A 23,217-nucleotide genomic window follows, 5' to 3' on the forward strand; every position below is an offset into this window, starting at 1 on the left:
ATAATCCTCCATTATTTTCCTGTAAAGAATGTCGAAAGAGCAGATGCCCAAAGTGCTGCGCCTTCCTTATTCGGACTGCTGTCTTCAGTTAAATAAGTATTCATCTCTTCCTTATTTCCAATAGGCCATTCAGTCCAATGATCGATGTAAGTATATCCGCGATCTGTCATATATGTTTTAAATGAGTCGACTTCAACCGGATAATAGATAGCGCTAGCTAAAGGTTGAGAAGGATGGACAATTAATACCCCATCATTCACATATGATTTCAATTGCTCATTAATAAGTTCGATATGTTCTACGGAATCTTCAACGATCACTTCACCGTTATTCGATAAATTCATACCTTCCATTAATACGATATCGTATTCCTTTGACCAGTCTATGAAATTGTTATCCAGTTCATTTACAAGATTGGCAGTCGTACCATCAAAAGATTTCGTTGTAGGTTCAATCCACTCACCATAAGATTGTGAAAGACTTGTAGTAAGCAAATTGCCATAACCAGGATTTCCTTCATTAATGAAAGAAGAACCAATGATTAACAACTGAATTTTTTCTCCAGCTTTCAGGCGAGAGGTTACCAGAACACGAACATCCTCTGACATATTTTCTGTTAATGAATCAATTTGTTCTGAAGTGAGTTTCTCACTTTCTGTGGTCTTACTACTTGTCTCAGAGGGTACCTTTTCAGAAGCGTTACCATCATTTTCTTCTTTTTGAATAGCAGAAGAGTCAGCATGGGTTGCTACAGAATCTAGTCGTGAATCATAGACAAGATAACTTATTATAAGTGTTATCACACATCCAATCATGACAAACACTGTAAGGAATGATGTTTTATTCATTTGTGTCACCTTTCGTAGATAGTAATAAGTATTTTCTTTACAATAGCATAAAGTAAATTGGATTAGGACATAAAAATCAAGAAAAGCCTTCAATTGGAAATAATTTGTGATATAATGATGATTATTGTCGATAACTGTGTTTAAAAGGAGTTAATTATTGAATGGAAGAAACCATTAGCTTACAGGAATTGTTTAGAACTTTACGTAAAAGGATGAAATTAATCGTTATATTAACGGCATTAGCAATCACCATTAGTGGGGTTATTAGTTTCATCTTTTTAACACCTATTTACCAAGCTTCAACACAGATATTAGTTAACCAGGAAAAAGTTGATGCCTCTGCATTGAATCCGGCAAATATCCAAACTGATCTACAATTAATTAATACTTACAATGTAATTATTAAAAGTTCAGCAATTTTAGATAAAGTTGTGAAAGAATTGGATTTAAATTCATCTGCTAGCGAACTTTATGGACAAATTACAGTAAACAGTGAACAAAATTCACAGGTTGTGAATATTACTGTGCAGAATGAAAATCCGAAACTTGCAGTCGAAATTGCTAATAATATAGCTTCGGTGTTTCAGGAACAAGTGAAAATATTAATGAATGTTGACAACGTTAATATATTAGCTGCAGCACAGTTGCCCGAAAATCCAATGCCTGTTAAACCAAACCCAGTTTTAAATATGGCAATAGCAGCATTTGTTGGTTTAATGCTAGGAGTTGGGTTGGCGTTCTTAATAGAGTATTTGGATACAACGATTAAAACTGAACAAGATGTGGAAGATTCATTAGGTCTACCAATCCTCGGATTAATAAGCCCAATTCCAGATAGCGAAATGGTAACAACGAATCAAACAATTGTCCAAAGACGGAATAGGGGATAAGTTATGGCGAAGAAAAAAGTCTTACAACAAGTTGCACGTAAAGTCATTACACGATCTAATCCAAAATCCTTTGTTTCTGAACAATATAAAACTTTACGGACAAATATCAATTTCTCCATGCCAAAAAATGAGTTACAAACCATTTTAGTAACGTCATCTTCTCCTGGAGAAGGGAAATCGACTACCTCCTCAAATTTGGCAGTTGTTTTCGCACAAGAAGGGAAACGTGTGGTATTGGTGGATGCGGATATGAGAAAGCCGACTGCTCATTATACCTTCCACGTAACGAATACTTTAGGGTTGTCAAATTTATTAACAAGACAAAGTTCAATTGAAGAAACGGTAAAAGAAACCGGTGTTCAAGGCCTTGACATTATTACTTCAGGACCTATACCACCAAATCCTGCAGAACTTTTAACTTCCATCTCAATGGATTTATTGATACCCGAATTGAAGAAACGATATGATATTATTTTGTTTGATGCTCCGCCTACTTTATCAGTAACGGATGCTCAAGTACTGAGCAATAAATGCGAAGGAACAATCTTTGTAGTCAATTCGAAAGAAACAAATAAAGACAATGCAGTAAAAGCGAAAGAATTACTCATCTCAGCAAAGGCACACATATTAGGAGTAGTTATTAATAATTTTGAATTAAACAAAGATCAAAACTATTACCAATATTATGGTTCTGAAGAGTAAAGGGATATCCCTTTACTCTTTAGTCTTTTTTAATACATATAGGATAGAGGGACGACATGATTATAGATATGCATAGCCATATATTAGCAGGGGTGGACGATGGTCCTAAAACAACGTTAGAATCGATAGAACTTTTGGAACAAGCAGTGAAAGAAGGTATCACAGACATCATTGCAACATCTCATGCTTATCATCCGCAATTTCATACACCATTTGAAGAGATTCATAAACAAGTGGTAGATTTGAATGAGTTGTGCAAACAACAAGAGATTCCTCTCAATATCTATAGTGGGCAAGAGATTCGGGTGTGTGATCAAACTGTAGTCAATCTCTTAGCGGGTAAGGCATTAGGACTTGCTAATTCGAAGTACGTCTTGATTGAGCTACCTTCACAAGGAATACCTGCTTTCACGATTCAATTAATACAACAGGTTTTAAATCAAAACAAAATCCCAATCATCGCGCACCCAGAAAGAAATCGTGCCATTTCAGAGAAACCAAATCGATTATCGAAATTAATTCAACACGGAGCACTAGCGCAAGTTACAGCGGGAAGTTTAGCAGGTCATTTTGGAAAGTCAATTCAACAAACTGCTGTCCAACTGGTGGATGCCCATTTAGTTCACGTATACGGTTCTGATGTTCACAATCTAGTGAACCGACCTTTCTTGTTCAATAAAGGTCTTGATTACCTAGATAAACTGAAAAAACATGAATACGTGGATATTTTATTGGAAAATAATGCACGTATATTGTCGAATGATGAAATGATATTATTAGAGCCGGAAGAAATAGGGAAATCGAAATGGTGGAAAGTATTTAATTAATTCCCTGGTTTAATTACAATTCGACATTTTGCGACATTATTCATGTTGACATCAAAGATATAATAGTAGATGAGAATAAAGTTATAGTCGAATTAGGTCGAAAGTAAGGGGAAGATGTTATTGACAATGAAAAAAAGAGTAACGATGTTAGTTTTGGTGGATTCGGGAATCGTACTTTTTTCAATATTTTTCGGATATTACTTATTATATCCCATTGTAAATCCACTAACGAACAGCTATTTAGTGGCTAGTTCAGTATCTCTCTTCGTAGCTCACCACATGCTTGCTAGTTATTATGGCTTATATCGTAAAGTATGGGAGTATGCTTCTATTAACGAATTGGCTGGTATTTTTAAAGCTGTGAGTTTATCAATTTTATTTGTTGCGCTAATTCAATTTGTTTTAAGTGGGGATGTGCTCTTACGGGCATTGTTAATTACCTGGATGCTTCATATGTTATTCATTGGTGGTTCAAGATTATCATGGAGATTACTTCGAGACACTTTTATTAAGACAAATACAAATCTGAAGAAAAAAACACTAATTGTTGGAGCGGGTAAGGCTGGAAGTATGGTAGCTAGACAACTCCTCATCAATCAAGATCACACAGAACTAAATCCAATACTTTTTGTAGATGACAATCCACAAATACAAGGATTAGAAATATATGGTTTGCGTGTGAAAGGGAAAGTCAAAAATATTCCTGAGCTAGTTAAAAGCTACAAAATAGAACATATCATATTAGCCATACCATCTTTATCAAAACAAGCCTCAACCAAACTTGCTAAAATATCGGTTGAAACAGGTGTGAGAACTCAGTTGATTCCTCGAATAGAAGATCTTATGACAGGGAAAATTACGGTTAATGATATCAGGGATGTCAAAATTGAAGACTTGCTCGGTCGTGAAGAAGTCAAACTTGATATGAAAGCGATATCTGAGAATATAACTGATAAGGTTATATTAGTTACTGGTGCAGGTGGTTCAATTGGTTCGGAAATATGTCGACAGGTTATGAGATTCTCTCCGAAAAAACTGATATTGGTTGGGCACGGAGAAAATTCAATTTACTTGATTGATATGGAATTAAGGCAGAAAAATCTTAAAGAAACAGAAATCGTGCCAATCATAGCAGATGTACAAGATCGAGCTAGAATTTTTGATTTAATGGATGAGTTCAGACCGGACGTGATTTATCATGCGGCAGCACACAAACATGTGCCTTTAATGGAATATAATCCGATGGAAGCTGTAAAGAACAATATTTTCGGTACTAAGAATGTAGCTGAAGCAGCTGATACTTACGGTGTAAGTAATTTTGTATTGGTTTCTACGGATAAAGCAGTTAATCCACCAAATGTCATGGGAGCTACAAAACGTTTTGCAGAAATGATTGTTCAAAACTTGGCCAAAGACAGTAAGACGAAATTCGCTGCTGTACGCTTTGGAAATGTACTGGGATCCCGAGGTAGTGTTGTGCCATTGTTTAAGAAGCAGATTGCTAAAGGTGGTCCTGTTACGATAACAGACGCACGTATGACTCGTTACTTTATGACGATTCCTGAAGCTTCACGACTTGTTATTCAAGCTGGAACTCTTGCTAATGGTGGGGAAGTTTTTGTGCTTGATATGGGGGAACCAGTGAAGATTGTTGATCTTGCAAAGAACTTGATTCGACTTTCTGGATATTCAGAGGGAGATATTGAAGTTAGAGAGACAGGGATAAGACCTGGCGAGAAGTTGTTTGAAGAGTTGATGAATGATAGTGAACGACAGAGTGAGTTTGTTTTCCCAAAGATTTATATTGGGAAGGCTACGCCGATTACCAAGCATGAGTTGTTGTTTTTGCTAGAGAAAATTCCAACACTTACTGGTATGGAGTTGAAAGAGACTTTGGTTGGGGTTGCTAATCGTAGGAATGTTGAAGTTAAGACACCTCAGATGTTAAATGTTGTCGGATGATTTGGGCGTGAGATACGCCCTTTTATTTTGACTATTAAATGTAAAATTCACTTAAAACTGGTTTTCGAAAAAATAATCATAGTGAGGTATATATAATATGAAGAAAGTCAAAAAAGCTATCATTCCTGCAGCTGGACTTGGTACACGATTCTTACCGGCTACAAAAGCAATGCCAAAAGAAATGTTACCGATTGTAGACAAGCCGACGATTCAATACATTGTGGAAGAAGCCATTGCATCTGGCATTGAAGATATCATTATTGTAACGGGTAAAGGTAAAAGAGCAATTGAAGATCATTTCGATAATGCTTTTGAGCTAGAAGAAAACTTAATTAAGAAAGAGAAATTCGATTTACTTGAAAAAGTAAGAGAAAGCTCGAAGGTTGAAATTCATTTCATTCGTCAAAAAGAACCACTTGGATTGGGACATGCAGTATTATGTGCGAAGAAATTCATTGGGGATGAGCCTTTCGCAGTTCTTTTAGGAGATGATATTGTTCAAGCTGAGACACCTTGTTTAAAACAATTAATTAATCAATATGATGAAACTGGTGCTTCTGTCATTGGGGTACAACAGGTGCCAGATAATGAAACAAATCGTTACGGTATTATTGCTCCTCTTGAAAGAGACGGACGACTTTATAAAGTTGAAAATTTTGTAGAGAAACCACCTATGGGAACGGCACCTTCAAATCTTGCTATTATGGGGCGTTATATCTTAACACCAGAAATCTTTTGCTTTCTTGAGAAACAAGGTGCAGGAGCAGGTGGAGAAATCCAATTAACGGATGCCATTGAGCAACTTAACCAAATCCAACGAGTTTTTGCTTATGATTTCGAAGGAAAGCGTTTTGATGTTGGGGAGAAGATAGGTTTCGTAAAGACTACTATAGAGTTTTCTTTGCAACATGAGGAATTGAGAGAAGAATTGTTGGACTATATTAATAGCTTAATGATGAAGAACCCTGTTAGATAGATTACCTATGTTAGTTCCAATAGCTAGTTGTGAAAGAGACCATATATACTTTTGAATGAATTTAGAGAAACTTTACAACGAAGGGAAGTTTAACGAATGGGAGAAAGAATCTTCCTTTCATCGCCTCACATGAGTGATGAAGGCTATGAAATGCAATATGTTAAGGAAGCTTTTGATACTAATTGGATTGCTCCTCTTGGCGAGAACGTGAATGGTTTTGAGAGAGAACTAGCAGATATGGTTGGGTCAAATGCAGCTGCAGCGCTATCTTCTGGTACAGGAGCTATACATTTAGCTTTAAGAGCAGCTGGTGTTGGTGAAGGAGATATTGTATTCTGCCCTACACTTACATTTTCAGCGACAGCGAATCCAATAATCTATCAAAATGCAGTACCAGTTTTTATAGATAGTGATTACGCTACTTGGAATATGTGTCCTAAAGCATTGGAAGAAGCTTTTGTGAAATATCCTGAAGTAAAGGCAGTGATTGTGGTGCATCTTTATGGTTTATCTGCCGACATGGATAAAATTGTAGAGCTTTGCAAAAAACATAATGTTGTATTAATTGAAGATGCCGCCGAAAGTTTAGGAACTTATTATAAAGGAAAACATACAGGAACCTTTGGAGATTACGGTATTTTCTCATTCAATGGTAATAAGATTATTACTACATCTGGTGGTGGGATGCTAGTTTCTAATAATGAAGAGAGAATTGCTAAAGTCAGATTTTGGGCAACTCAAAGTAGAGACCAAGCAAGGCATTATCAACATAGTGAATTAGGATTTAATTATCGTATGAGTAATGTTGTTGCTGGAATTGGTAGAGGACAACTTAAAGTCTTAAGTCAAAGGGTTGCAAAGAAGAAATATATTTATGAGTTTTATAAAAACGAACTTGGTCATTTGGAAGGCATTGAAATGATGCCAAGTAATGAATGGGATAATCCAAACTTTTGGTTGAGTTCATTAACTTTAAATAGTAAGGTAAGACCTTTCGATATTATGGATGCTCTTGAAAAAGAGAATATTGAATCCAGACCTGTTTGGAAGCCGATGCATTTGCAGCCGTACTTTGAGAAGTATGATTTTATCGGCGAAGGTGTATCTGAGATGTTGTTTGAGAATGGTGTATGTTTGCCGAGTGACACTAAGATGAGCGATGGAAATTTGGAGAGAGTTGTTGAGATTATTAAGGGGTTGTGGAAAGAATAATGAAGATTTCTAAAGTTGGGTTCTATAGAAGTTTTTTTAAAAGACCAATGGATTTCATGCTAGCTTTAATTGCAATTATTGTTCTTAGTCCGGTATTTTTTGTGGTTGCTATTCTTGTTAGAACCAAGCTTGGGAGTCCAGTGCTTTTTAAGCAGAAAAGGCCAGGATTGAATGAAGAGATTTTTATAATGTATAAATTCCGGACGATGACGGAAGAGAGAGATTGGAAGAATGAGTTGCTTCCTGATAGCGTAAGATTGACGAATTTCGGTAAATTTCTTCGATCAACTTCACTTGACGAGTTACCTGAACTATTTAATATTCTTAAAGGTGATATGGCTGTTATCGGACCTAGACCATTATTAGTACAATATCTACCTTTATACAACAAAGTTCAAAAAAGACGTCATGAGGTTAGACCAGGTTTGTCAGGATTGGCACAGGTAAGTGGTAGAAATGCAATCAGTTGGGAGAATAAATTTGATTTAGATGTAAAGTATGTCGAAAATGTTAGTTTCATTGGTGATTGGAAAATTATTTTAGCTACGTTCAAGAAGGTCTTATATAGAGAAGGAATTAGTTCCATTTCTAATGAAACTATGGAAACGTTTAATGGTACAAAAAAGGGAAGTACAAAAATATGAAAGAAAAACTTCTTATAATTGGAGCAAGTGGACATGGAAAAGTGGTTGCAGATATCGCAAAGAAAATGAACAAATGGGAAAACATCGCTTTTCTAGACGATAATCTTAATACTCAGTCTTCAAATATGGAAATAGTGGGCGAAACTTCTTATGCGTTTGAACACTTAAGAGAATACGATTTTTTTGTTGGTATAGGAAATAACAATATTAGATTAAAAATTCAGGATATGCTAGAAGCTAATGGTGCATCAATACCTATCTTAATTCATCCTAGTGCAATAATAGGTGAACAGGTTGAAATAAATTATGGAACAGTTATTATGGCTGGAGTAGTTGTGAATTGTTGCTCAAAGATTGGTAAAGGTACGATTATTAACACAGGTTCAACTATTGATCATGACAACTTAGTTGGAGATTTTGTACATATATCGCCCGGTGTACATCTCGCGGGGGCTGTAAAGGTAGGACAAGAATCTTGGTTAGGAATTGGAAGCACCGTGAGTAATAATATTAGTATTACTCATGATTGTATAGTTGGAGCTGGGGCGGTTGTAATTAAAGATTTATCAGAACCTGGAACCTATATTGGAGTTCCGGCTAGGAGAATAATTAATGGTTAAAATTCTTATTTTGGCTAATAATAGTGTAGGTCTATATAAGTTTCGAAAAGAACTAATTGAAAAATTAACAAAGGAAAATGAAGTGTATATATCTCTGCCTGATGGTGACTACATTTCTAAGTTAAAAGAATTTAACTGTAAATTTATTAACACACCAATTAGCAGAAGAGGGACTAATCCTATTAGTGATATAAAGTTGTTAATGAGTTACAACAGAATTATAAATGAAATTAAACCTGAAATAATTTTAACATATACAATTAAGCCTAACGTTTATGGAGGTATAGCAGCTAGAATTAGTAAAGTGCCTTATATTGCAAATATTACTGGACTTGGAACGGCTGTGGAGAATAATGGTATATTACAAAAGATTACTCTGTTTTTATATAAACTTGCTCTAAAAAATGCGAAATGTGTATTTTTCCAAAATAAAGGAAATGCAGAGTTTATGAAAAGTAAAATTGTAATAAATAATTATAGATTAATTCCAGGATCCGGTGTAAATCTAAAAGAATACTCAGTAATGGAATATCCATCTGACAAAACCATCAAATTTCTTTTTATTGCTCGTATAATGAAAGAAAAGGGCATAGAGCAATATTTAGAAGCGGCTGAATATTTTAATGAAAAACATTCTAACATAGAGTTTCATATACTTGGATATTGTGAAGAATTATACGCAGATAAACTGAAGGATATGCATGACATAGGTATCATTAATTATCACGGAATGCAAGATAATGTCATAGATTTTCATAAAACATCACATTGTACAATTCATCCAACTTACTATCCTGAAGGGATGTCAAATGTTTTACTAGAAACCGCTGCATGCGGGAGACCAGTAATTACAACTAATAGAAGTGGTTGTCGAGAAATAGTTGAGCATATGAAAACTGGATATATTGTTGAGCAAAAAAATACCAGGGATTTAATAAGTAAAATTGAGAATTTTATAGGTTTGGAAAATAAAGCAAAAAGACAAATGGGTTTGGACGGTAGAAAAAAAGTTGAGAAAGAATTTGACAGAAATATTATTGTGAATGCCTATATTGAAGAGATTGAGAAAGCATTGAGGTGATTTTTAATGGAATATAGAAATATAATAAAAAACAAAGAATTGCGCTTCAAAATATTACATGCACTGCGTTTTATTCCTGATACATGGATGCTAAAGTTTCAGTATAAAATAAAGATGGGACGAAAACTTAACCTTAATAATCCTCAAAGATGGACTGAAAAAATTCAATGGTACAAGGTAAATTACAGAACATCTCTTATGACTGAATGTGCTGATAAATACGAAGTACGTGAGTACATCAAGTCGAAGGGATTAGCAAATATTCTAAATAAATTATACACGGTCTATGAGAGTGTCGAACAAGTAAATTTAGATTCATTGCCACAAAAGTTTGTAATTAAAACAACTAATGGTAGTGGTACAAATATTTTGTGTAAAGATAAATCTCAACTAAATCTTGAAGAGGTCAAAAAATCTCTTGAAAACTGGCTGAATAGAGACAACTATGCAGTTGGCCGTGAGTGGTCTTACAAAAATCTTGTTCCAAAAATAATTGTAGAAGAATTTCTTGAAGATAAAAATAATTCTTTTGATGGAATAAATGATTATAAATTTATTTGTTTTAATGGGAAAATAGATTATATCGTTTTTGATGTAGATAGGCATATTGGACATAAAAGGAATATTTATGATGCGGAATGGAATTTTATTAATGTACATACTGATTATCCAAACTTTGGAGATTGCGTTCCCAAGCCGGAAGGGCTAGATGAAATGTTAAGAGTTGCTAAAATTCTTGCGGAAGATTTCCCTTTTGTTCGTGTGGATTTATATTGGGTAAATAACCAAGTTTACTTTGGCGAATTAACATTTTATCCATGGACAGGATATGTTCAATTTCATCCTGATGAGTTTGATTATAAACTGGGTGAAAAATTTATTTTGCCGAAAACAAAAAAGTGAGATGAGGGTTCTATATGCGAGTATTGTTTTGTCATGATGGACCTTTAAAAAAAGACGAATTTAGTAGTTATTATGGTATAGCCCATAATGATGAAACATTTAAACGTTACTATTCCATCGCAGAAAAACTATCAGTAATTATTAGAGTGAGTAATATAACTAAAGAAGAAGCAGAAGAAAAATTATCTAAGATTACTGTTTCACCGTTTGATGTAAGAGACATTCCTAATATTTCTAATCTTAAAGGGATATTATTTGATAAGAAGAGAGCAAATCAAATTATTACAGAGGCAGTAATGAATACTGATTTTGTAGTCGCCAGGTTACCTAGTATGATAGGAAATATAGCTATAGACATAGCTAAGAAGTTAAATAAACCATACCTTATTGAAGTAGTTGCTTGTCCCTGGGATGCTTTTTGGAATCATAGTTTAATCGGTAAATTTGTTGCACCGGCTATGTATTATGCTACAAAAAATAGAGTTGCAGATGCGACGCATGTGGTCTATGTAACTAATGAATTCTTACAAAATAGATATCCAACTAATGGTTTCAATATAAATTGTTCAAATGTTTCTCTAAGAGAATTTAATGAGAGTGTATTAAACGATCGTTTGATGAAGATTTCTTCTACTAAAAAAGACAATAAAATAATTATTGGTACTACAGGTGCGATAGATGTCAAGTACAAAGGTCAACAATATATTATAGAAGCTTTGGGTAAGTTAAAGAAAGAAGGAAACGTTAATTATGAATATCATCTTGTGGGTGGAGGAAACAAAGCCTTTTTAGAATCAGTTGCATATAAAAATGATGTAAGTGGACAAGTTAAGTTTTTAGGAAGCTTACCACATAAAGACATTTTTAAATGGCTTGATAAAATTGATATTTATGTACAACCTAGTAAACAAGAAGGACTACCTCGAGCGTTAATTGAAGCAATGAGTCGAGCTTTACCAGCATTTGGGGCGAATACAGCAGGAATTCCCGAACTTATTGATAAAGAATTTATTTTCAGCAATTCTCGAAAAAATATTAATGAAATTTGCAAGATTTTAAAAAAATTCGATTTTGACACTATGAAAGTTCAATCAGCAAAGAATTTCAACGAATCAAAAAAATATAATAGAAGTATAATTGAAAAACGTCGAAAAAAATTCTTTAACGAATTTGTAAAACACAAGGGAGAATAAACAAATGATATATATTAGAGCGTTGTTTAAAAGATTAATTGCTTTTTTTTATTTATCTTATTTGAAAATATTTCATCCTATAAACTTTAATTATCATCCATTCCAATTAATTTCGTTGTCTACAAAATTTGTGATAAATGGGAAAGGTAAAATTCTTCTTGGTAAAAAGATTGGAACACGCAGAAATGTAGAGTTTCGTGTATCGGATGAAGGACAACTTAAAATTGGTGCAAATTCATTTTTTAATAATGGTTGTTTAATCAATAGTATGGAGAAAATAGATATTGGTTCTAATGTACAATTTGGTCCAAATGTTATGGTATTTGACCATGATCATGACTTCAGAGTACATGGAGGACTTAAATCTGGTGATTTTAGAAAATCTCCTATTAAAATTGGAAACAACGTTTGGATTGGTTCTGGATGTGTGATATTACGAGGCACAACAATTGGTGACAATTGTGTCATTGCTGCAGGTTCAATCCTTAATGGTGAGTATGCACCTAATAAAATAGTTATGCAAAAAAGACAAACAACAGTGATTGATTTTTTTGAAAAATAGTATATTAAGAAAATTTATTACACTATTTGGGGTTACAGAGTTTCATTGTCAGACCAAGTAAACATTAAAAAAGAATGTGAGAACTAATGAATATATTAAAAAACCTTTCTTGGATTTTCTTCGCAAATGTTATTGCCTCTCTTTCAAAATGGCTAATGATAATATTGATAGCAAAATCTTTAAGTTCTACTGAAGTAGGAGTTTATTCCTTAGCATTAGCACTAGGCGCACCGATAACTCTTTTTGCAAATATGAAATTAAGATCATTATATATTACTAGTACAAATCAACAATTAAGTGATTATATTTCTTCAAGAAATATATTAAGTCTAATAGCATTACTAATTCTTAGTACTGTAGGAAGTATTTTTTATACAGAATATTTCATTATAATTGTTTTAGTGGGAATTTCTAAAATAATTGATTTGCAATCAGACTTATATTATGCACTTCCTCATAAGAATAATGAACTTAATATCGTTGGGAAAATACTAATTCTCAAGAATGTATTCTCAATACTATTATTTGGAACATTTTTATTAATATTTGAGAATTTAACTTTCGCACTGTTTGCACAAGTAATCTTTTATTTAATTTTCCTAATAATGGAAAAGAGGTATTTATTAAATCATTATAAAACAAAGAAAGATCAACCTAGTTGGATGGGAATTAAAGCGATTTTAGTACTAGGTTTACCTTTAGGTCTGTCTCAAATGCTATATTCGTTAAACGTAAATTTTTCAAGGTATATCTTAGAGTACTACGAAAGTTCAGAAGTGCTCGGCTACTTTTCAGCAATAGTCTATATATTAATTGTATCTAATCTTTTTATGAGCGCAATTTCGCAAGTGTTTTTACCAAAACTGTCCACTATGTTTGAAAATGGTAATATTGTCTTGTTTAAGAAATATGTCTATCATTATCTTTCATTCTTTTCAATTATAGTTGGAATTTTTATGATAGGATTAGCAATTGTATTTGGTGAAGTAATTTTAACTATACTTTACGGCAAAGAATATGCAGTCTATAAAAATATCTTTTTACTTTGTACCATTTCAACAGCAGTAAATTTGATTAGTTGGAACGTTGATACTGCTTTAATGGCGATGCGATATGTAAGCATTCAACCTAAAATCACATTAGTTAATCTTTTTATTACAATAATATCCGGCTACATGTTAATTTCCAATTATGGAATTAAAGGTGCAGCACTAACTTTGATTATTAGTGCAACTTTTCAATTAATTTTAAGAATATATTTTGTTAATAAAAGGTTAAATTCTATTCAAAAAAAAGCTTGAAACCGTTACTAAAGGAATGAAGTTAGATAAGTCCAAAAAAACTGCTGAACAATTATACCGTTATGTAACAGGGTACTTTCTTTATTCAAAATTACGGCATCACAGCATGGGACATAGATGCTTGTAGGGAGGTGGTTCTATGAATTTCAAAAACAAATATTTAGATATTTCCTTAATTACTTTTACAGTGATAATTTCTTACCTATTTCTCCAATTTGGAAACAATATATGGGGAGGGGTGATAGCTCTAGCTATATTAGTTCTATTAGCGTTATACCTTTCAAAATTGGATATCGTTCACCCTTTGACATGGTATTCTACAACATATTTTTTGTATTGTGTTGCTTACCCCATCTTGGTAGCAATGGGTGAGATTTCTTATGACCTGGATTTAAAGAAAACTCTATATTTGGAATGGATTGGATTACTAACATTCATAATTGTAATAGGTACTCCTAAAAAGAGAGAGTACTCAGCCAAAGGATTAGAAAAATTACAAAATTTAAATTTTGTTATATATCCAATTTATGTTTTATCCCTTTTCTTAACAATGGTATATATTGCTTATATTTATACGAACAATTTAAATAATAAGTATTTAATTGCATTAGATCAATCTGGTATTGGTATGTTAACTCCTTTCTTTTCTATATATATATTATCTTTCAATTTAATTGTGGCATATAGATTAGTAATTAAGGAGCATTATCCAAAAACTTTTCTTCTATTTAATGTGATATATACTTTTATGGCATTAATGGTTATTGGTGAGCGTGATTTAATGCTAAAAGTAATTCTTGGAGTAATATTTCTTTCTCATATATTATATAAACCAATCTCAAGAAAAATAATTATTCTATCCGGAATTGGTATGATTTTTTTAATTAATCTTTTAGGGGATTTAAAAAGTGCAGCCTTTGATAAAGGTCCTAGAATTGAAATTGAACAAAGCTTATTATCTAAGGTATTAAATGGAGAGTTTATTTCCGCATCTAGGAATTTAAGTGTTTTAATAAACGGAAGTGATAGTTGGACATATTATTTGGGTAAAACCTTCTTTTGGGATATACAAGTTGCATTTTTTAATGGTTCAAATTCTATTCTAGAATGGTTTAATAATACTTATTATCCTAATTTAAGTGCTCGAGGTGGGGGAAATGGATTCACTATAGTTGGTGAAGGATACATCAATTTTGGAGTATTTGGAGTTATACTAATCTTTATATTTTTAGGGCTCTTTTTGAAGTTTCTTTATAAAAAAGCCATTAATAATGTGATATGGTTAATAATTTACATTGCTTCAATTCCAATATTTATTTACCTAAATCGGGCAGATTTAGCAACTTTATTTGCCCAGATTGGAAAGCATCTTTTCCTTCCTATATTTATTATTTATCTAATAAAGCAAATAGTAGAAAAAAATTCTGGTAGAGTGAATAATTCTTAGATTTATTCTCAATTTAATAATAATGAAAAAAATTTTGAAATTATAGAACTATAATTGTTTATTTTAAAAAAATAAGTAAAGTGTTCTTCTAACCGTTAATAGTAAAATTTTATCAGTGTTTGGGAGTAATGAATTCCAAGTCATATAAAAAAGGAAGTATTGGAAAATGCATAAAATAGCAGTGGCTGGAACAGGTTATGTAGGTTTAGTAGCAGGAGTATGTTTTGCCGAAATGGGACATAATGTGGTTTGCGTAGATATAGACGTGAAAAAGGTAAAATTAATGGAGTCTGGGACTTCTCCAATATATGAAAAAGATTTAGAGGAATTGATGCAGAAAAATTATAATGCAGGAAGACTTCAATATACAACAGATTATACTTCAGCATATCAAGATGCAGATGCAATTTTTATAGGTGTTGGCACACCTGAACAGTCTGATGGTTCGGCAGATCTTTCATATATTGCAACAGTTGCAAGGCAAATCGCTGAATCAATTGAGAAAGACTGTCTTGTAGTTGTAAAATCTACAGTTCCTGTAGGAACTAATGATAAAGTTGAACAATTTATTCATGATTTCTTGGTCAATGATGTAAGAGTTGAAGTGGCGTCTAATCCGGAGTTTTTAGCACAAGGCTCGGCTGTACATGATACTCTTCATGCTGAAAGAATTATTATTGGTACTGAAAGTGAATGGGCTGAAGATATTTTAATGAAAATATATGAACCATTTGATTTGCCAATTGTATCAGTTAACAGAAGATCAGCAGAAATGATAAAGTACGCTTCTAATGATTTTCTAGCTCTTAAAATTTCCTATATGAATGATATTGCTAATCTCTGTGAATTAGTTGGAGCAAATATTCAAGATGTAGCAAAAGGGATGAGCTTTGATGAGCGTATTGGTAGTAAGTTCTTAAATGCTGGAATTGGTTTTGGTGGCTCATGTTTTCCTAAAGACACTAAAGCACTGGAGCATATTGCATCACAGCATGGGTATGAATTAAGAACTGTTAAAGCTGCAATTGATGTAAATAAGGATCAAAAAACAATGTTGTATAAAAAAGCACGAAATAGACTCATTACTTTTAGCGGACTTAAAGTAGCAGTCCTTGGTTTGACATTTAAGCCTGGTACAGATGACTTAAGAGAAGCAGCTTCACTTGAGAATGTGCCTTTGTTATTGGAACAAGGTGCAGATATTTATGCATATGACCCAGTAGGTGCTGACAACTTTGCGAAAGTGTTCCCAGAAGGTTTAAACGAGAAGGGGAATATAACTTACGTTGATCATATCGAAGATGCTTTAAAAGATGCGAATGTTTGCTTTATCTTTACTGAATGGGGTGAAGTGAAAGCTGTTACTCCTGTAACCTATAAAGAGTTGATGAAAACTCCTTTAGTTTACGATGGAAGAAATATTTATAGTGTTTCAGATATGAAAGATGTCGGAGTAGAATACCACTCAATTGGTAGGGAATCCGCTACGAGAGTAGATCCTAAGGAGTCGAAGGAAAATGAATAACAAAACTCTAAATACTAATAAGACTTACCTCATTACAGGAGCAGCAGGTTTCATTGGTTATTTCTTATCACAAAAACTATTGAAACAAGGCTGTACTGTTATTGGTATAGATAATCTGAATGATTACTATGATGTGAAGCTTAAATATGCTCGTTTAAATCAACTTAAACCATATATGAATTTCACTTTTGTCAAGGGTGACATTTCAGATAAGAGTACAATTACAAATATCTTTGAAGAGTACAAGCCGGATATTGTTGTAAATTTGGCAGCTCAAGCAGGAGTACGTTATTCAATTGAAAATCCGGATGTATACATACAAAGTAATATTATTGGATTTTACAATATTCTTGAAGCATGCAGACATTATCCAGTGGATCATCTTGTATATGCTTCTTCTAGTTCTGTTTATGGATCAAACAAAAAAGTACCTTTTGAAGAAACCGATTTTGTGGACAATCCAGTATCACTTTATGCTTCTACAAAAAAATCAAATGAATTAATGGCTCATACTTACAGTCATTTATACAATATCCCAGCAACTGGTCTCCGCTTCTTTACGGTTTACGGACCAATGGGACGACCAGATATGGCATACTTCGGATTTGCTGATAAGTATTTTGCAGGTGAGCCAGTAAAAGTCTTTAACAATGGTGACTTCGAAAATGATCTTTATCGTGACTTTACTTACATCGATGACATTGTAGAAGGTATCGAAAGATTGATTAGTAATCCTCCGAGAGATTCTGTCCAACACAAAGTATATAATATTGGAAATAACAGCCCTGAAAAGCTAATGGTATTTATCGAAACCCTTGAAAAATGTTTAAGCAAAGCTACAGGTAGAAAAGTAGTCTTAGAGAAAATCTTTGAACCAATTAAACCAGGGGATGTTCCTGCAACTTTTGCTTCTACTGATTTATTGCAAAAAGCAGTTGGGTTTAAACCAGAAACTTCGATAGAAGATGGATTACAGAAGTTTGCGGACTGGTATGTAGATTATTACACAGTTAAGTGAAAACTTAATTGAATTTTTTTATCACAAAAACTATAGTTCTAAAAGAGGAAGTCGCTAGCAACTTGTCGTGGGCTTCATCTTTTTGGGAAATAAAGTTTTATAAATAATTTAATTTTATATTGGGCAATTTCCAGTTCTACTTTGAGGGGTGTTTATAATAAACCGACGAGTTATTGCAGCCCTTCATGATTTTGAGAAAAACTACTAATCATCATTACTGAAGGTTTTGATTGGCTAGTGAAAAAAATTAGTAAAGAATATAAATTCTATTATGTCTCGCCTCAAAAGCAAGATTTTATCTAAACCCTACTATAAATCTTTTTTTACTAAAAAACTAACTATGATTTGGAAGTTCATTGTCATTAAACGGATTAGTTAGTAAAAAGAATTGTTAAAAACTAGCTAGTTTTACCAAGTGTTAAAAATAAGTTGAAATCAGCAGGGTTTCCAAGATAGGGACTGTTCAATTCTTCATTGCTGTAAAATGTCATAATTTAATTTAGTGCCACCCATGAATTTAATAGAAGGTTATTAGGGTTTATAAAGCCCCATATATGAAACGAAAAGATCGAAGTGATAAAGCCACTTCGATCTTTTTGTTTTCTCCAAGCTAATTGTCCAGCTATCATGCTATTTGTTAAAACACCCTATGTAAAAAGTAATTTAGTTAAATGGTGTGATAAATTAACTGAAATAGAATTGAAGTTTAAACTTCATATATGGAAATTAAAATGTTGAAACTTCATATAGGGGATTGAATATGAATGTTAAAGAGTTGATACACCAGTATTACTTGATGAATGCATTTGTGGCCGGCGTGTCCGTAAAAGAAAAGGATAACTTTAAACGTCGACAAGAAAGATATGAAACGCTTAATAGTAATTTTCTATTTGATGAAGGAGTGTGATGAATGTGCAAACCGCATTACAAGAGGTGAAACCGATTATTGAAGAAGTGTTTCATCATTTACATACACATCCCGAAATTAGTTGGAAGGAATTTGAGACAACGAAATATATTAAACGATTGTTGGAGGGTGAAGACTTTCAAATTGAAACGTTCGATGATTCAACCGGTTTAGTTGTCACTGTAGGAACCGGAAACAGTTGCGTTGGTCTTCGAACAGATATCGATGCCCTTTGGCAAGAAGTGGAAAACATATACCAGCCGAACCATTCATGTGGACATGATGGGCATATGACCATGGCAATCGGTGCCCTACTTGTACTGAAAAAAATCGGTTATCCGAAAACTGGACGATTGAAAGTGATTTTCCAACCGGCTGAGGAAAAAGGAACCGGCGCTTTCTCTGCACGCCTGGTTAAGCCTGGAACCACTCCATTTAAAGGGGCAGTGGTAGTCTTCGGGGCTGCCGCATTCGGCGCAAGCTTTATTGGATTTATTACACTCGTCGGTACGGTCTATCCAGTAATGGGGTACTTAGGATTTACATTAATCGCCGCGATTGTGTATGCATGGGTTAAGAAGAGAGGGAGTGTTGGTAAGGGGGGGAAGAGGGTACTGGGTACCTAAAACCGTACCTGTGTAAAAAACTATTCAGATTATAAACGACAATTGCATATAGATTTTTAAGAATCCAACATACAAGTCGATGTTGGATTCTTTTTTTGTATAAAGATTTAAATACTTAAATTGTCATAAAATTCCCGGTGCCACCCATCAGAAATCACGAGAGTGAGGAGTATTAAATGATTAAATCAAATCGGGTACCTGTGTAAAAAACTATTCAGATTATAAACAACAATTGTATATGATTTTTCTTTAAATTTGTAAGCAAGTTATTTCCAAGTTTAAGATTCGACATTTACTTACAAAAGTTCTTATTTAATTTGTTTGAATATTAAGATATACTAAATTATAGATATAATGTCATGACTTTAAAAGAAAAATAATAATAAAAAAGATAAAAAATAAACCTTAATTCCTATAGAATACTTTTATGTATTTAAATTTACCCGAAAAGTAGGTGTTTTTGAATGTTAGGTTTATTAAAGAAATCATGTGCGATTTGCAAAGATCGAGGGGTTAATTTAATTAAATATGAAAACCGTAGTGGGATGCTTATTATTTTTTGCTATACATGTAAAAAATATGCTGAAAAGAGATCATTTAAAGTAATTAAGCATTATTCTGCTAAGAAAATGGAGTAGATAGAAAGTTCATTAGAACTCAACACGCAAGGCGGTGTTGGGTTATTTTTTTGTTTAAAAAGGTGCATCTTTAAATTGTCATAAAATTTACGGTGCCAACCATCGGAAATCTTAACATTTGATTAATAATAATTTAGACAGCTGTAAAATATTAATAATTTATTAGAGTTTTTCGGTATTTGTCACAAAAATCACAGTTAAAAGAGTTAATAGACTATAAGAAATAATGAATCAGATGGCTAGTGAATTTGCGAGGTGTAAATAATTAAACAAACTTTATTAGTCGGAGATAATTTCTTTTGGAAGAAACCTTAAAACAAATTTTGAGTTGAACTGAAAAATATGGACATACATGATTTGAAGCAAGGTCAACAAAACTTGGAAGCTGTCTAGACAGAGTGGAGATTGGACTGTTGATAGTTTAGGATTATAAAAAATGTTGAACACGTTGAGTATAAAACAGAGGTATTGAATGAAAGAGTCTTTAAAATATACAATCAGAAATAGAAAGATTAAGTAGAAATTAAGGAATCTACAATATTCTCTTACTGTTTTTTTATGTGATTTTTTCAGAACAAAAAAGAACCGGCCGAAGTGACATTGTCCCTTCGATCGGTTCTTTCTCATTCACTGAGCAATAGCGGGGCTGACTTTCACTGCGACTGCGTACCATAATCCGAAACTTACTTGCGTGTGTGGAAATCTCAAGCTGAAAATGCACAGGCACCAAAAAGAGGAATGGTGCCACCCAACCGGTAAATATAGCTATCAAAAATCATATATTTAACACATTAACGTTTACTCTAAATCTCTATCCAATCCCCAACACAAATATCCCTCTCAAGAATCGTCCCTACCGGTAGTTCCAGTGCTGAATGAGCACCTGAAACAGGGGGAACGATTCTCCATGGTTTTAAGTCAGACACGACTTTAACCACTTTATTTGTTTGATTAAGAAAAACCACATCGATCGGAAATCTCATGAAAAACATATGAACGGAGTTGCAGGGTGTCAGAAGGAGTCCTTCTTTCGTGATGGCCTTTTTTTGAAATAGTAAACCTTTCAACCGGCTCTCAAAATTGGTTGCATGCGTAATCTGTATTTGTAAGTCTATTGTTTTGGCCACAAACCTACCAACTCCTAAATGATTTGTTTGTTCACTATATGATTTTGTATGTAGGTTATGTTCTAAAGTAAGCAGCGCGTTTATATAGTGTAGAGTGTTACACGAATGATTTTGGTATTCACTGGGAGGTCGAAAAGATGGGTCAATTAAAAAGACTTTTTAAAGAAGAAGAAGGACAGGCTTTGACAGAGTATGGACTGTTAATTGGATTGATTTCAATCGGCGTCGTCGCCGTGTTGGCACTGATCGGGCCGCAACTGGTACGTATTTTTAATACCATCCTAACGAGACTTAACGCTGTTTAACTCATCAGAAATGTAGCCCTTCCTACCGGTTGGGCTACTTTACTGAACAAAAGGAGCTCACCTTATGACAAATGTAGCCATCATCCTTATACTCATCATTTCCGTCATAACCGATGTTCGCCACCGCAAAATATTGAACATGGTTACGCTGCCAGCTATATTGCTTGCGTTCATTTATTATTCTTTTGTTTCTGGGTTAGAAGGTTTTTTATATAGTGGGGAAGGCTTTTTAGTTGGACTTGGATTATTAATCATTCCGTTTGTCCTTGGAGGCATTGGGGCAGGGGACGTGAAGTTACTTGCTGCGATTGGGGCTTGGAAAGGGACGACCTTTGTTTCCTATACAGGCATATATTCGGGACTTCTTGGGGGGCTCATCGCCATCGTCCTCTTGCTGAAGCGGAAAGAACTTAGCTATACCATCAAACAAATGCTTTTTTCTGCGGTTGTTTTGAAAAGTACAAACGGTTCTTTACTCGTAAACGATGAAATGCCAAGAGCTCTTTCGCTTCCATATGCAGTTCCGATCGCACTTGGTGTACTGGCCACTTTCTTATTGGAGACGTTCGGATGAAGTCACAAAAAGGACAGACATTAGTTGAGACGGCACTGATCCTTCCGATTCTCCTAATCATTCTATTTGGCATAACCGATTTCGCCCGTGTATTCCATGTGTACTTAACGCTTGACCATGCAGGGAGAGAAGCAGCACGGCTCGCCACAGTCGGAACGGAAGATTCTCTCATTCTCGTAAAAATAAATGAATCTGTCAGTAGTTTGGATGAACAGAAATTAGGTATTTCCATCACGCCTAACGGCAAAGAAAATAGAGTGAGTGGAAGCGAAGCGACGATAAAATTAACGTATCCCGTCGACTTTTTAACACCGATTATCGGACAACTGATCGGGACATTCAATTTGGAAAACACAACCGTCATGAGGGTGGAATAAGCGTGAAACGAATCATTCAATCCAAACCGTCCCTGAAAGAAGAAAGTGGTATGGCTTTACTGATCGTTGCGTTATGTATGTTCATGATTATCGGTTTCATTGCCCTCGTTGTGGATATAGGGGGTGTGTATGTTGAAAAAAGCCGACTGCAAAAAACCATTGATTCAGCTGTTCTAGGGGGAGCTCAATTAATTAAAGTTTCCGAGTCTGAAGCGAAACGAGTGGCCATGGATCTCGCTGTGAAAAATGGCTTTACCGTACGTGAGGATGAAGTCACGACTGGGGCAAATTTTATTGAAATACACAAAACAGTCACGAAAGAACTGACATTTGCCAGAGTGTTAGGCATTCAAAATCACGACATAAGTGCAATAGCTCGAGCTGAAATACAAGGGGGATTAGTGAAAGGAAACGGGTTCGTCCCTCTTGGTGTGGATAATACTTCGTATCAAAAAGGAGCTTTGTATCCGCTCAATGATCTGCCTGGCCAGGGAACGAAGGGAAACTATAACTATCTTGCCATCGATGGACGAGGCGCAAATATTCTCGGTCAGTCAATTGCGCATGGCACCACGAATACGGTAGAAGTTGGCCAAGAAGTCGAGACCGAACCCGGTCAAAATTGGGGGAAAGTTGAAACTGGGTTTACATACAGGATTGAAGAAGATCAAAAAAACAACCCAGACTGCTCTACCTACGAAAAAGCGGACGCAAGTTGTAAACGAGTCGTCATTTTGCCGTTGATTGATACGTATAGCCAAGCGAATGGAAGATCCGACGTGTTAGTCGTTGGCTTCGCTGCCTACTGGATTGAATCAGTAAACACACATGAAATAACTGGACGGTTTATTGAAATTATTAAAAGTGGCACGTTTTCTGCTGGAGAAGACTTTGGGATCTATGGAGTGAAACTCGTAAAATAATGAAGTGAATTCACAGAAGCGGGTGAACG

23 protein-coding genes are annotated in these 23,217 nt (G+C 34.2%); 21 read left to right on the forward strand and 2 right to left on the reverse strand.

From position 1 onward, the window contains the following. Positions 1 to 11: 11 nt before the first annotated feature. Positions 12 to 848, reverse strand: coding sequence for an SGNH/GDSL hydrolase family protein (locus tag M9R32_RS08655; protein WP_269926337.1), 837 nt, complete (start codon positions 846 to 848; stop codon positions 12 to 14). Positions 849 to 1,009: 161 nt separating this feature from the next. Here M9R32_RS08655 and M9R32_RS08660 point away from each other — a divergent pair, with 161 nt between their 5' ends. From M9R32_RS08660 to M9R32_RS08740, 17 genes are all read left to right on the forward strand, one after another. Further along, a complete protein-coding gene (locus M9R32_RS08660) occupies positions 1,010 to 1,738 on the forward strand; it encodes a YveK family protein (protein ID WP_269926338.1) in 729 nt (242 codons plus the stop codon). A 3-nt stretch (positions 1,739 to 1,741) separates the two neighbouring features. Further along, a complete protein-coding gene (locus tag M9R32_RS08665) occupies positions 1,742 to 2,440 on the forward strand; it encodes a CpsD/CapB family tyrosine-protein kinase (protein WP_269926339.1) in 699 nt (232 codons plus the stop codon). Between the two features lie 56 nt (positions 2,441 to 2,496). Further along, entirely contained in the window at positions 2,497 to 3,267 is a 771-nt protein-coding gene (locus tag M9R32_RS08670; protein ID WP_269926340.1) for a tyrosine-protein phosphatase, read from the forward strand. Between the two features lie 120 nt (positions 3,268 to 3,387). After that, entirely contained in the window at positions 3,388 to 5,229 is a 1,842-nt protein-coding gene (locus M9R32_RS08675; RefSeq protein WP_269926341.1) for a polysaccharide biosynthesis protein, read from the forward strand. A gap of 97 nt (positions 5,230 to 5,326) precedes the next feature. Next, positions 5,327 to 6,205 carry a UTP--glucose-1-phosphate uridylyltransferase GalU gene (gene galU / locus M9R32_RS08680; protein ID WP_269926342.1) on the forward strand — a complete coding sequence of 293 codons (879 nt, stop codon included), beginning with the start codon at positions 5,327 to 5,329 and terminating at the stop codon, positions 6,203 to 6,205. Between the two features lie 96 nt (positions 6,206 to 6,301). Then, the gene (locus M9R32_RS08685; protein WP_269926343.1) at positions 6,302 to 7,417 is read left to right on the forward strand and encodes a DegT/DnrJ/EryC1/StrS family aminotransferase; all 1,116 of its coding nucleotides are present in this window, start codon (positions 6,302 to 6,304) and stop codon (positions 7,415 to 7,417) included. After that, positions 7,417 to 8,061 carry a sugar transferase gene (locus tag M9R32_RS08690; RefSeq protein ID WP_269926344.1) on the forward strand — a complete coding sequence of 215 codons (645 nt, stop codon included), beginning with the start codon at positions 7,417 to 7,419 and terminating at the stop codon, positions 8,059 to 8,061. The genes M9R32_RS08685 and M9R32_RS08690 overlap by 1 nt, the downstream gene beginning before the upstream one ends. Next, on the forward strand, positions 8,058 to 8,681 hold the full coding sequence (locus M9R32_RS08695) for an acetyltransferase (protein WP_269926345.1): 624 nt from the start codon (positions 8,058 to 8,060) through the stop codon (positions 8,679 to 8,681). Before M9R32_RS08690 ends, M9R32_RS08695 begins: the two co-directional genes overlap by 4 nt. Then, positions 8,674 to 9,762 carry a glycosyltransferase family 4 protein gene (locus M9R32_RS08700; RefSeq protein WP_269926346.1) on the forward strand — a complete coding sequence of 363 codons (1,089 nt, stop codon included), beginning with the start codon at positions 8,674 to 8,676 and terminating at the stop codon, positions 9,760 to 9,762. Before M9R32_RS08695 ends, M9R32_RS08700 begins: the two co-directional genes overlap by 8 nt. A 6-nt stretch (positions 9,763 to 9,768) precedes the next feature. Continuing rightward, positions 9,769 to 10,665: an ATP-grasp fold amidoligase family protein gene (locus M9R32_RS08705; RefSeq protein ID WP_269926347.1), complete on the forward strand. Its 897-nt coding sequence runs from the start codon at positions 9,769 to 9,771 to the stop codon at positions 10,663 to 10,665. A gap of 14 nt (positions 10,666 to 10,679) precedes the next feature. Next, positions 10,680 to 11,858 (forward strand): glycosyltransferase, encoded by a 1,179-nt coding sequence (locus M9R32_RS08710; RefSeq protein WP_269926348.1) that lies wholly within the window; start codon positions 10,680 to 10,682, stop codon positions 11,856 to 11,858. A gap of 4 nt (positions 11,859 to 11,862) precedes the next feature. Then, the gene (locus M9R32_RS08715; RefSeq protein WP_269926349.1) at positions 11,863 to 12,420 is read left to right on the forward strand and encodes an acyltransferase; all 558 of its coding nucleotides are present in this window, start codon (positions 11,863 to 11,865) and stop codon (positions 12,418 to 12,420) included. A gap of 86 nt (positions 12,421 to 12,506) precedes the next feature. Then, positions 12,507 to 13,721 (forward strand): oligosaccharide flippase family protein, encoded by a 1,215-nt coding sequence (locus M9R32_RS08720; RefSeq protein WP_269926350.1) that lies wholly within the window; start codon positions 12,507 to 12,509, stop codon positions 13,719 to 13,721. Between the two features lie 139 nt (positions 13,722 to 13,860). Further along, positions 13,861 to 15,168, forward strand: a complete 1,308-nt coding sequence (locus M9R32_RS08725) for an O-antigen polymerase (RefSeq protein WP_269926351.1) — start codon at positions 13,861 to 13,863, stop codon at positions 15,166 to 15,168. A gap of 166 nt (positions 15,169 to 15,334) precedes the next feature. Next, positions 15,335 to 16,693: a UDP-glucose dehydrogenase family protein gene (locus M9R32_RS08730; RefSeq protein WP_269926352.1), complete on the forward strand. Its 1,359-nt coding sequence runs from the start codon at positions 15,335 to 15,337 to the stop codon at positions 16,691 to 16,693. Further along, on the forward strand, positions 16,686 to 17,711 hold the full coding sequence (locus M9R32_RS08735; protein ID WP_269926353.1) for a GDP-mannose 4,6-dehydratase: 1,026 nt from the start codon (positions 16,686 to 16,688) through the stop codon (positions 17,709 to 17,711). The genes M9R32_RS08730 and M9R32_RS08735 overlap by 8 nt, the downstream gene beginning before the upstream one ends. A 912-nt stretch (positions 17,712 to 18,623) precedes the next feature. Continuing rightward, positions 18,624 to 19,244: a M20/M25/M40 family metallo-hydrolase gene (locus M9R32_RS08740; protein ID WP_269926354.1), complete on the forward strand. Its 621-nt coding sequence runs from the start codon at positions 18,624 to 18,626 to the stop codon at positions 19,242 to 19,244. A gap of 1,441 nt (positions 19,245 to 20,685) precedes the next feature. Here M9R32_RS08740 and M9R32_RS08745 read toward each other — a convergent pair. Further along, positions 20,686 to 21,009 carry a DUF192 domain-containing protein gene (locus tag M9R32_RS08745; protein ID WP_269926355.1) on the reverse strand — a complete coding sequence of 108 codons (324 nt, stop codon included), beginning with the start codon at positions 21,007 to 21,009 and terminating at the stop codon, positions 20,686 to 20,688. A gap of 137 nt (positions 21,010 to 21,146) precedes the next feature. Here M9R32_RS08745 and M9R32_RS08750 point away from each other — a divergent pair, with 137 nt between their 5' ends. The 4 genes from M9R32_RS08750 (at position 21,147) to M9R32_RS08765 (ending at position 23,188) form a co-directional block, all read left to right on the forward strand. Then, complete coding sequence (locus tag M9R32_RS08750; protein ID WP_269926356.1) at positions 21,147 to 21,314, forward strand: Flp family type IVb pilin; 168 nt, start codon at positions 21,147 to 21,149, stop codon at positions 21,312 to 21,314. A 64-nt stretch (positions 21,315 to 21,378) separates the two neighbouring features. Further along, positions 21,379 to 21,888: an A24 family peptidase gene (locus M9R32_RS08755; RefSeq protein ID WP_269926357.1), complete on the forward strand. Its 510-nt coding sequence runs from the start codon at positions 21,379 to 21,381 to the stop codon at positions 21,886 to 21,888. Further along, positions 21,885 to 22,265, forward strand: coding sequence for a TadE/TadG family type IV pilus assembly protein (locus tag M9R32_RS08760; RefSeq protein ID WP_269926358.1), 381 nt, complete (start codon positions 21,885 to 21,887; stop codon positions 22,263 to 22,265). Before M9R32_RS08755 ends, M9R32_RS08760 begins: the two co-directional genes overlap by 4 nt. A gap of 2 nt (positions 22,266 to 22,267) precedes the next feature. Further along, positions 22,268 to 23,188 carry a pilus assembly protein TadG-related protein gene (locus M9R32_RS08765; RefSeq protein ID WP_269926359.1) on the forward strand — a complete coding sequence of 307 codons (921 nt, stop codon included), beginning with the start codon at positions 22,268 to 22,270 and terminating at the stop codon, positions 23,186 to 23,188. Positions 23,189 to 23,217: the final 29 nt, after the last annotated feature.

The sequence above is a fragment of the Paenisporosarcina quisquiliarum genome (assembly GCF_027563315.1).
Classification (GTDB): Bacteria; Bacillota; Bacilli; order Bacillales_A; family Planococcaceae; genus Paenisporosarcina; species Paenisporosarcina quisquiliarum.

Excerpts from the sequence above, each read along its gene's own strand:
- M9R32_RS08705 (WP_269926347.1), top strand. The coding sequence starts at position 9,769 with ATGGAATATAGAAATATAATAAAAAACAAAGAATTGCGCTTCAAAATA.
- galU (WP_269926342.1), top strand. The coding sequence starts at position 5,327 with ATGAAGAAAGTCAAAAAAGCTATCATTCCTGCAGCTGGACTTGGTACA.
- M9R32_RS08760 (WP_269926358.1), top strand. The coding sequence starts at position 21,885 with ATGAAGTCACAAAAAGGACAGACATTAGTTGAGACGGCACTGATCCTT.
- M9R32_RS08670 (WP_269926340.1), top strand. The coding sequence starts at position 2,497 with ATGATTATAGATATGCATAGCCATATATTAGCAGGGGTGGACGATGGT.
- M9R32_RS08685 (WP_269926343.1), top strand. The coding sequence starts at position 6,302 with ATGGGAGAAAGAATCTTCCTTTCATCGCCTCACATGAGTGATGAAGGC.
- M9R32_RS08655 (WP_269926337.1), bottom strand. The coding sequence starts at position 848 with ATGAATAAAACATCATTCCTTACAGTGTTTGTCATGATTGGATGTGTG.
- M9R32_RS08715 (WP_269926349.1), top strand. The coding sequence starts at position 11,863 with ATGATATATATTAGAGCGTTGTTTAAAAGATTAATTGCTTTTTTTTAT.
- M9R32_RS08730 (WP_269926352.1), top strand. The coding sequence starts at position 15,335 with ATGCATAAAATAGCAGTGGCTGGAACAGGTTATGTAGGTTTAGTAGCA.
- M9R32_RS08700 (WP_269926346.1), top strand. The coding sequence starts at position 8,674 with ATGGTTAAAATTCTTATTTTGGCTAATAATAGTGTAGGTCTATATAAG.
- M9R32_RS08720 (WP_269926350.1), top strand. The coding sequence starts at position 12,507 with ATGAATATATTAAAAAACCTTTCTTGGATTTTCTTCGCAAATGTTATT.
- M9R32_RS08695 (WP_269926345.1), top strand. The coding sequence starts at position 8,058 with ATGAAAGAAAAACTTCTTATAATTGGAGCAAGTGGACATGGAAAAGTG.
- M9R32_RS08725 (WP_269926351.1), top strand. The coding sequence starts at position 13,861 with ATGAATTTCAAAAACAAATATTTAGATATTTCCTTAATTACTTTTACA.
- M9R32_RS08735 (WP_269926353.1), top strand. The coding sequence starts at position 16,686 with ATGAATAACAAAACTCTAAATACTAATAAGACTTACCTCATTACAGGA.
- M9R32_RS08750 (WP_269926356.1), top strand. The coding sequence starts at position 21,147 with ATGGGTCAATTAAAAAGACTTTTTAAAGAAGAAGAAGGACAGGCTTTG.
- M9R32_RS08755 (WP_269926357.1), top strand. The coding sequence starts at position 21,379 with ATGACAAATGTAGCCATCATCCTTATACTCATCATTTCCGTCATAACC.
- M9R32_RS08665 (WP_269926339.1), top strand. The coding sequence starts at position 1,742 with ATGGCGAAGAAAAAAGTCTTACAACAAGTTGCACGTAAAGTCATTACA.
- M9R32_RS08710 (WP_269926348.1), top strand. The coding sequence starts at position 10,680 with ATGCGAGTATTGTTTTGTCATGATGGACCTTTAAAAAAAGACGAATTT.
- M9R32_RS08690 (WP_269926344.1), top strand. The coding sequence starts at position 7,417 with ATGAAGATTTCTAAAGTTGGGTTCTATAGAAGTTTTTTTAAAAGACCA.
- M9R32_RS08660 (WP_269926338.1), top strand. The coding sequence starts at position 1,010 with ATGGAAGAAACCATTAGCTTACAGGAATTGTTTAGAACTTTACGTAAA.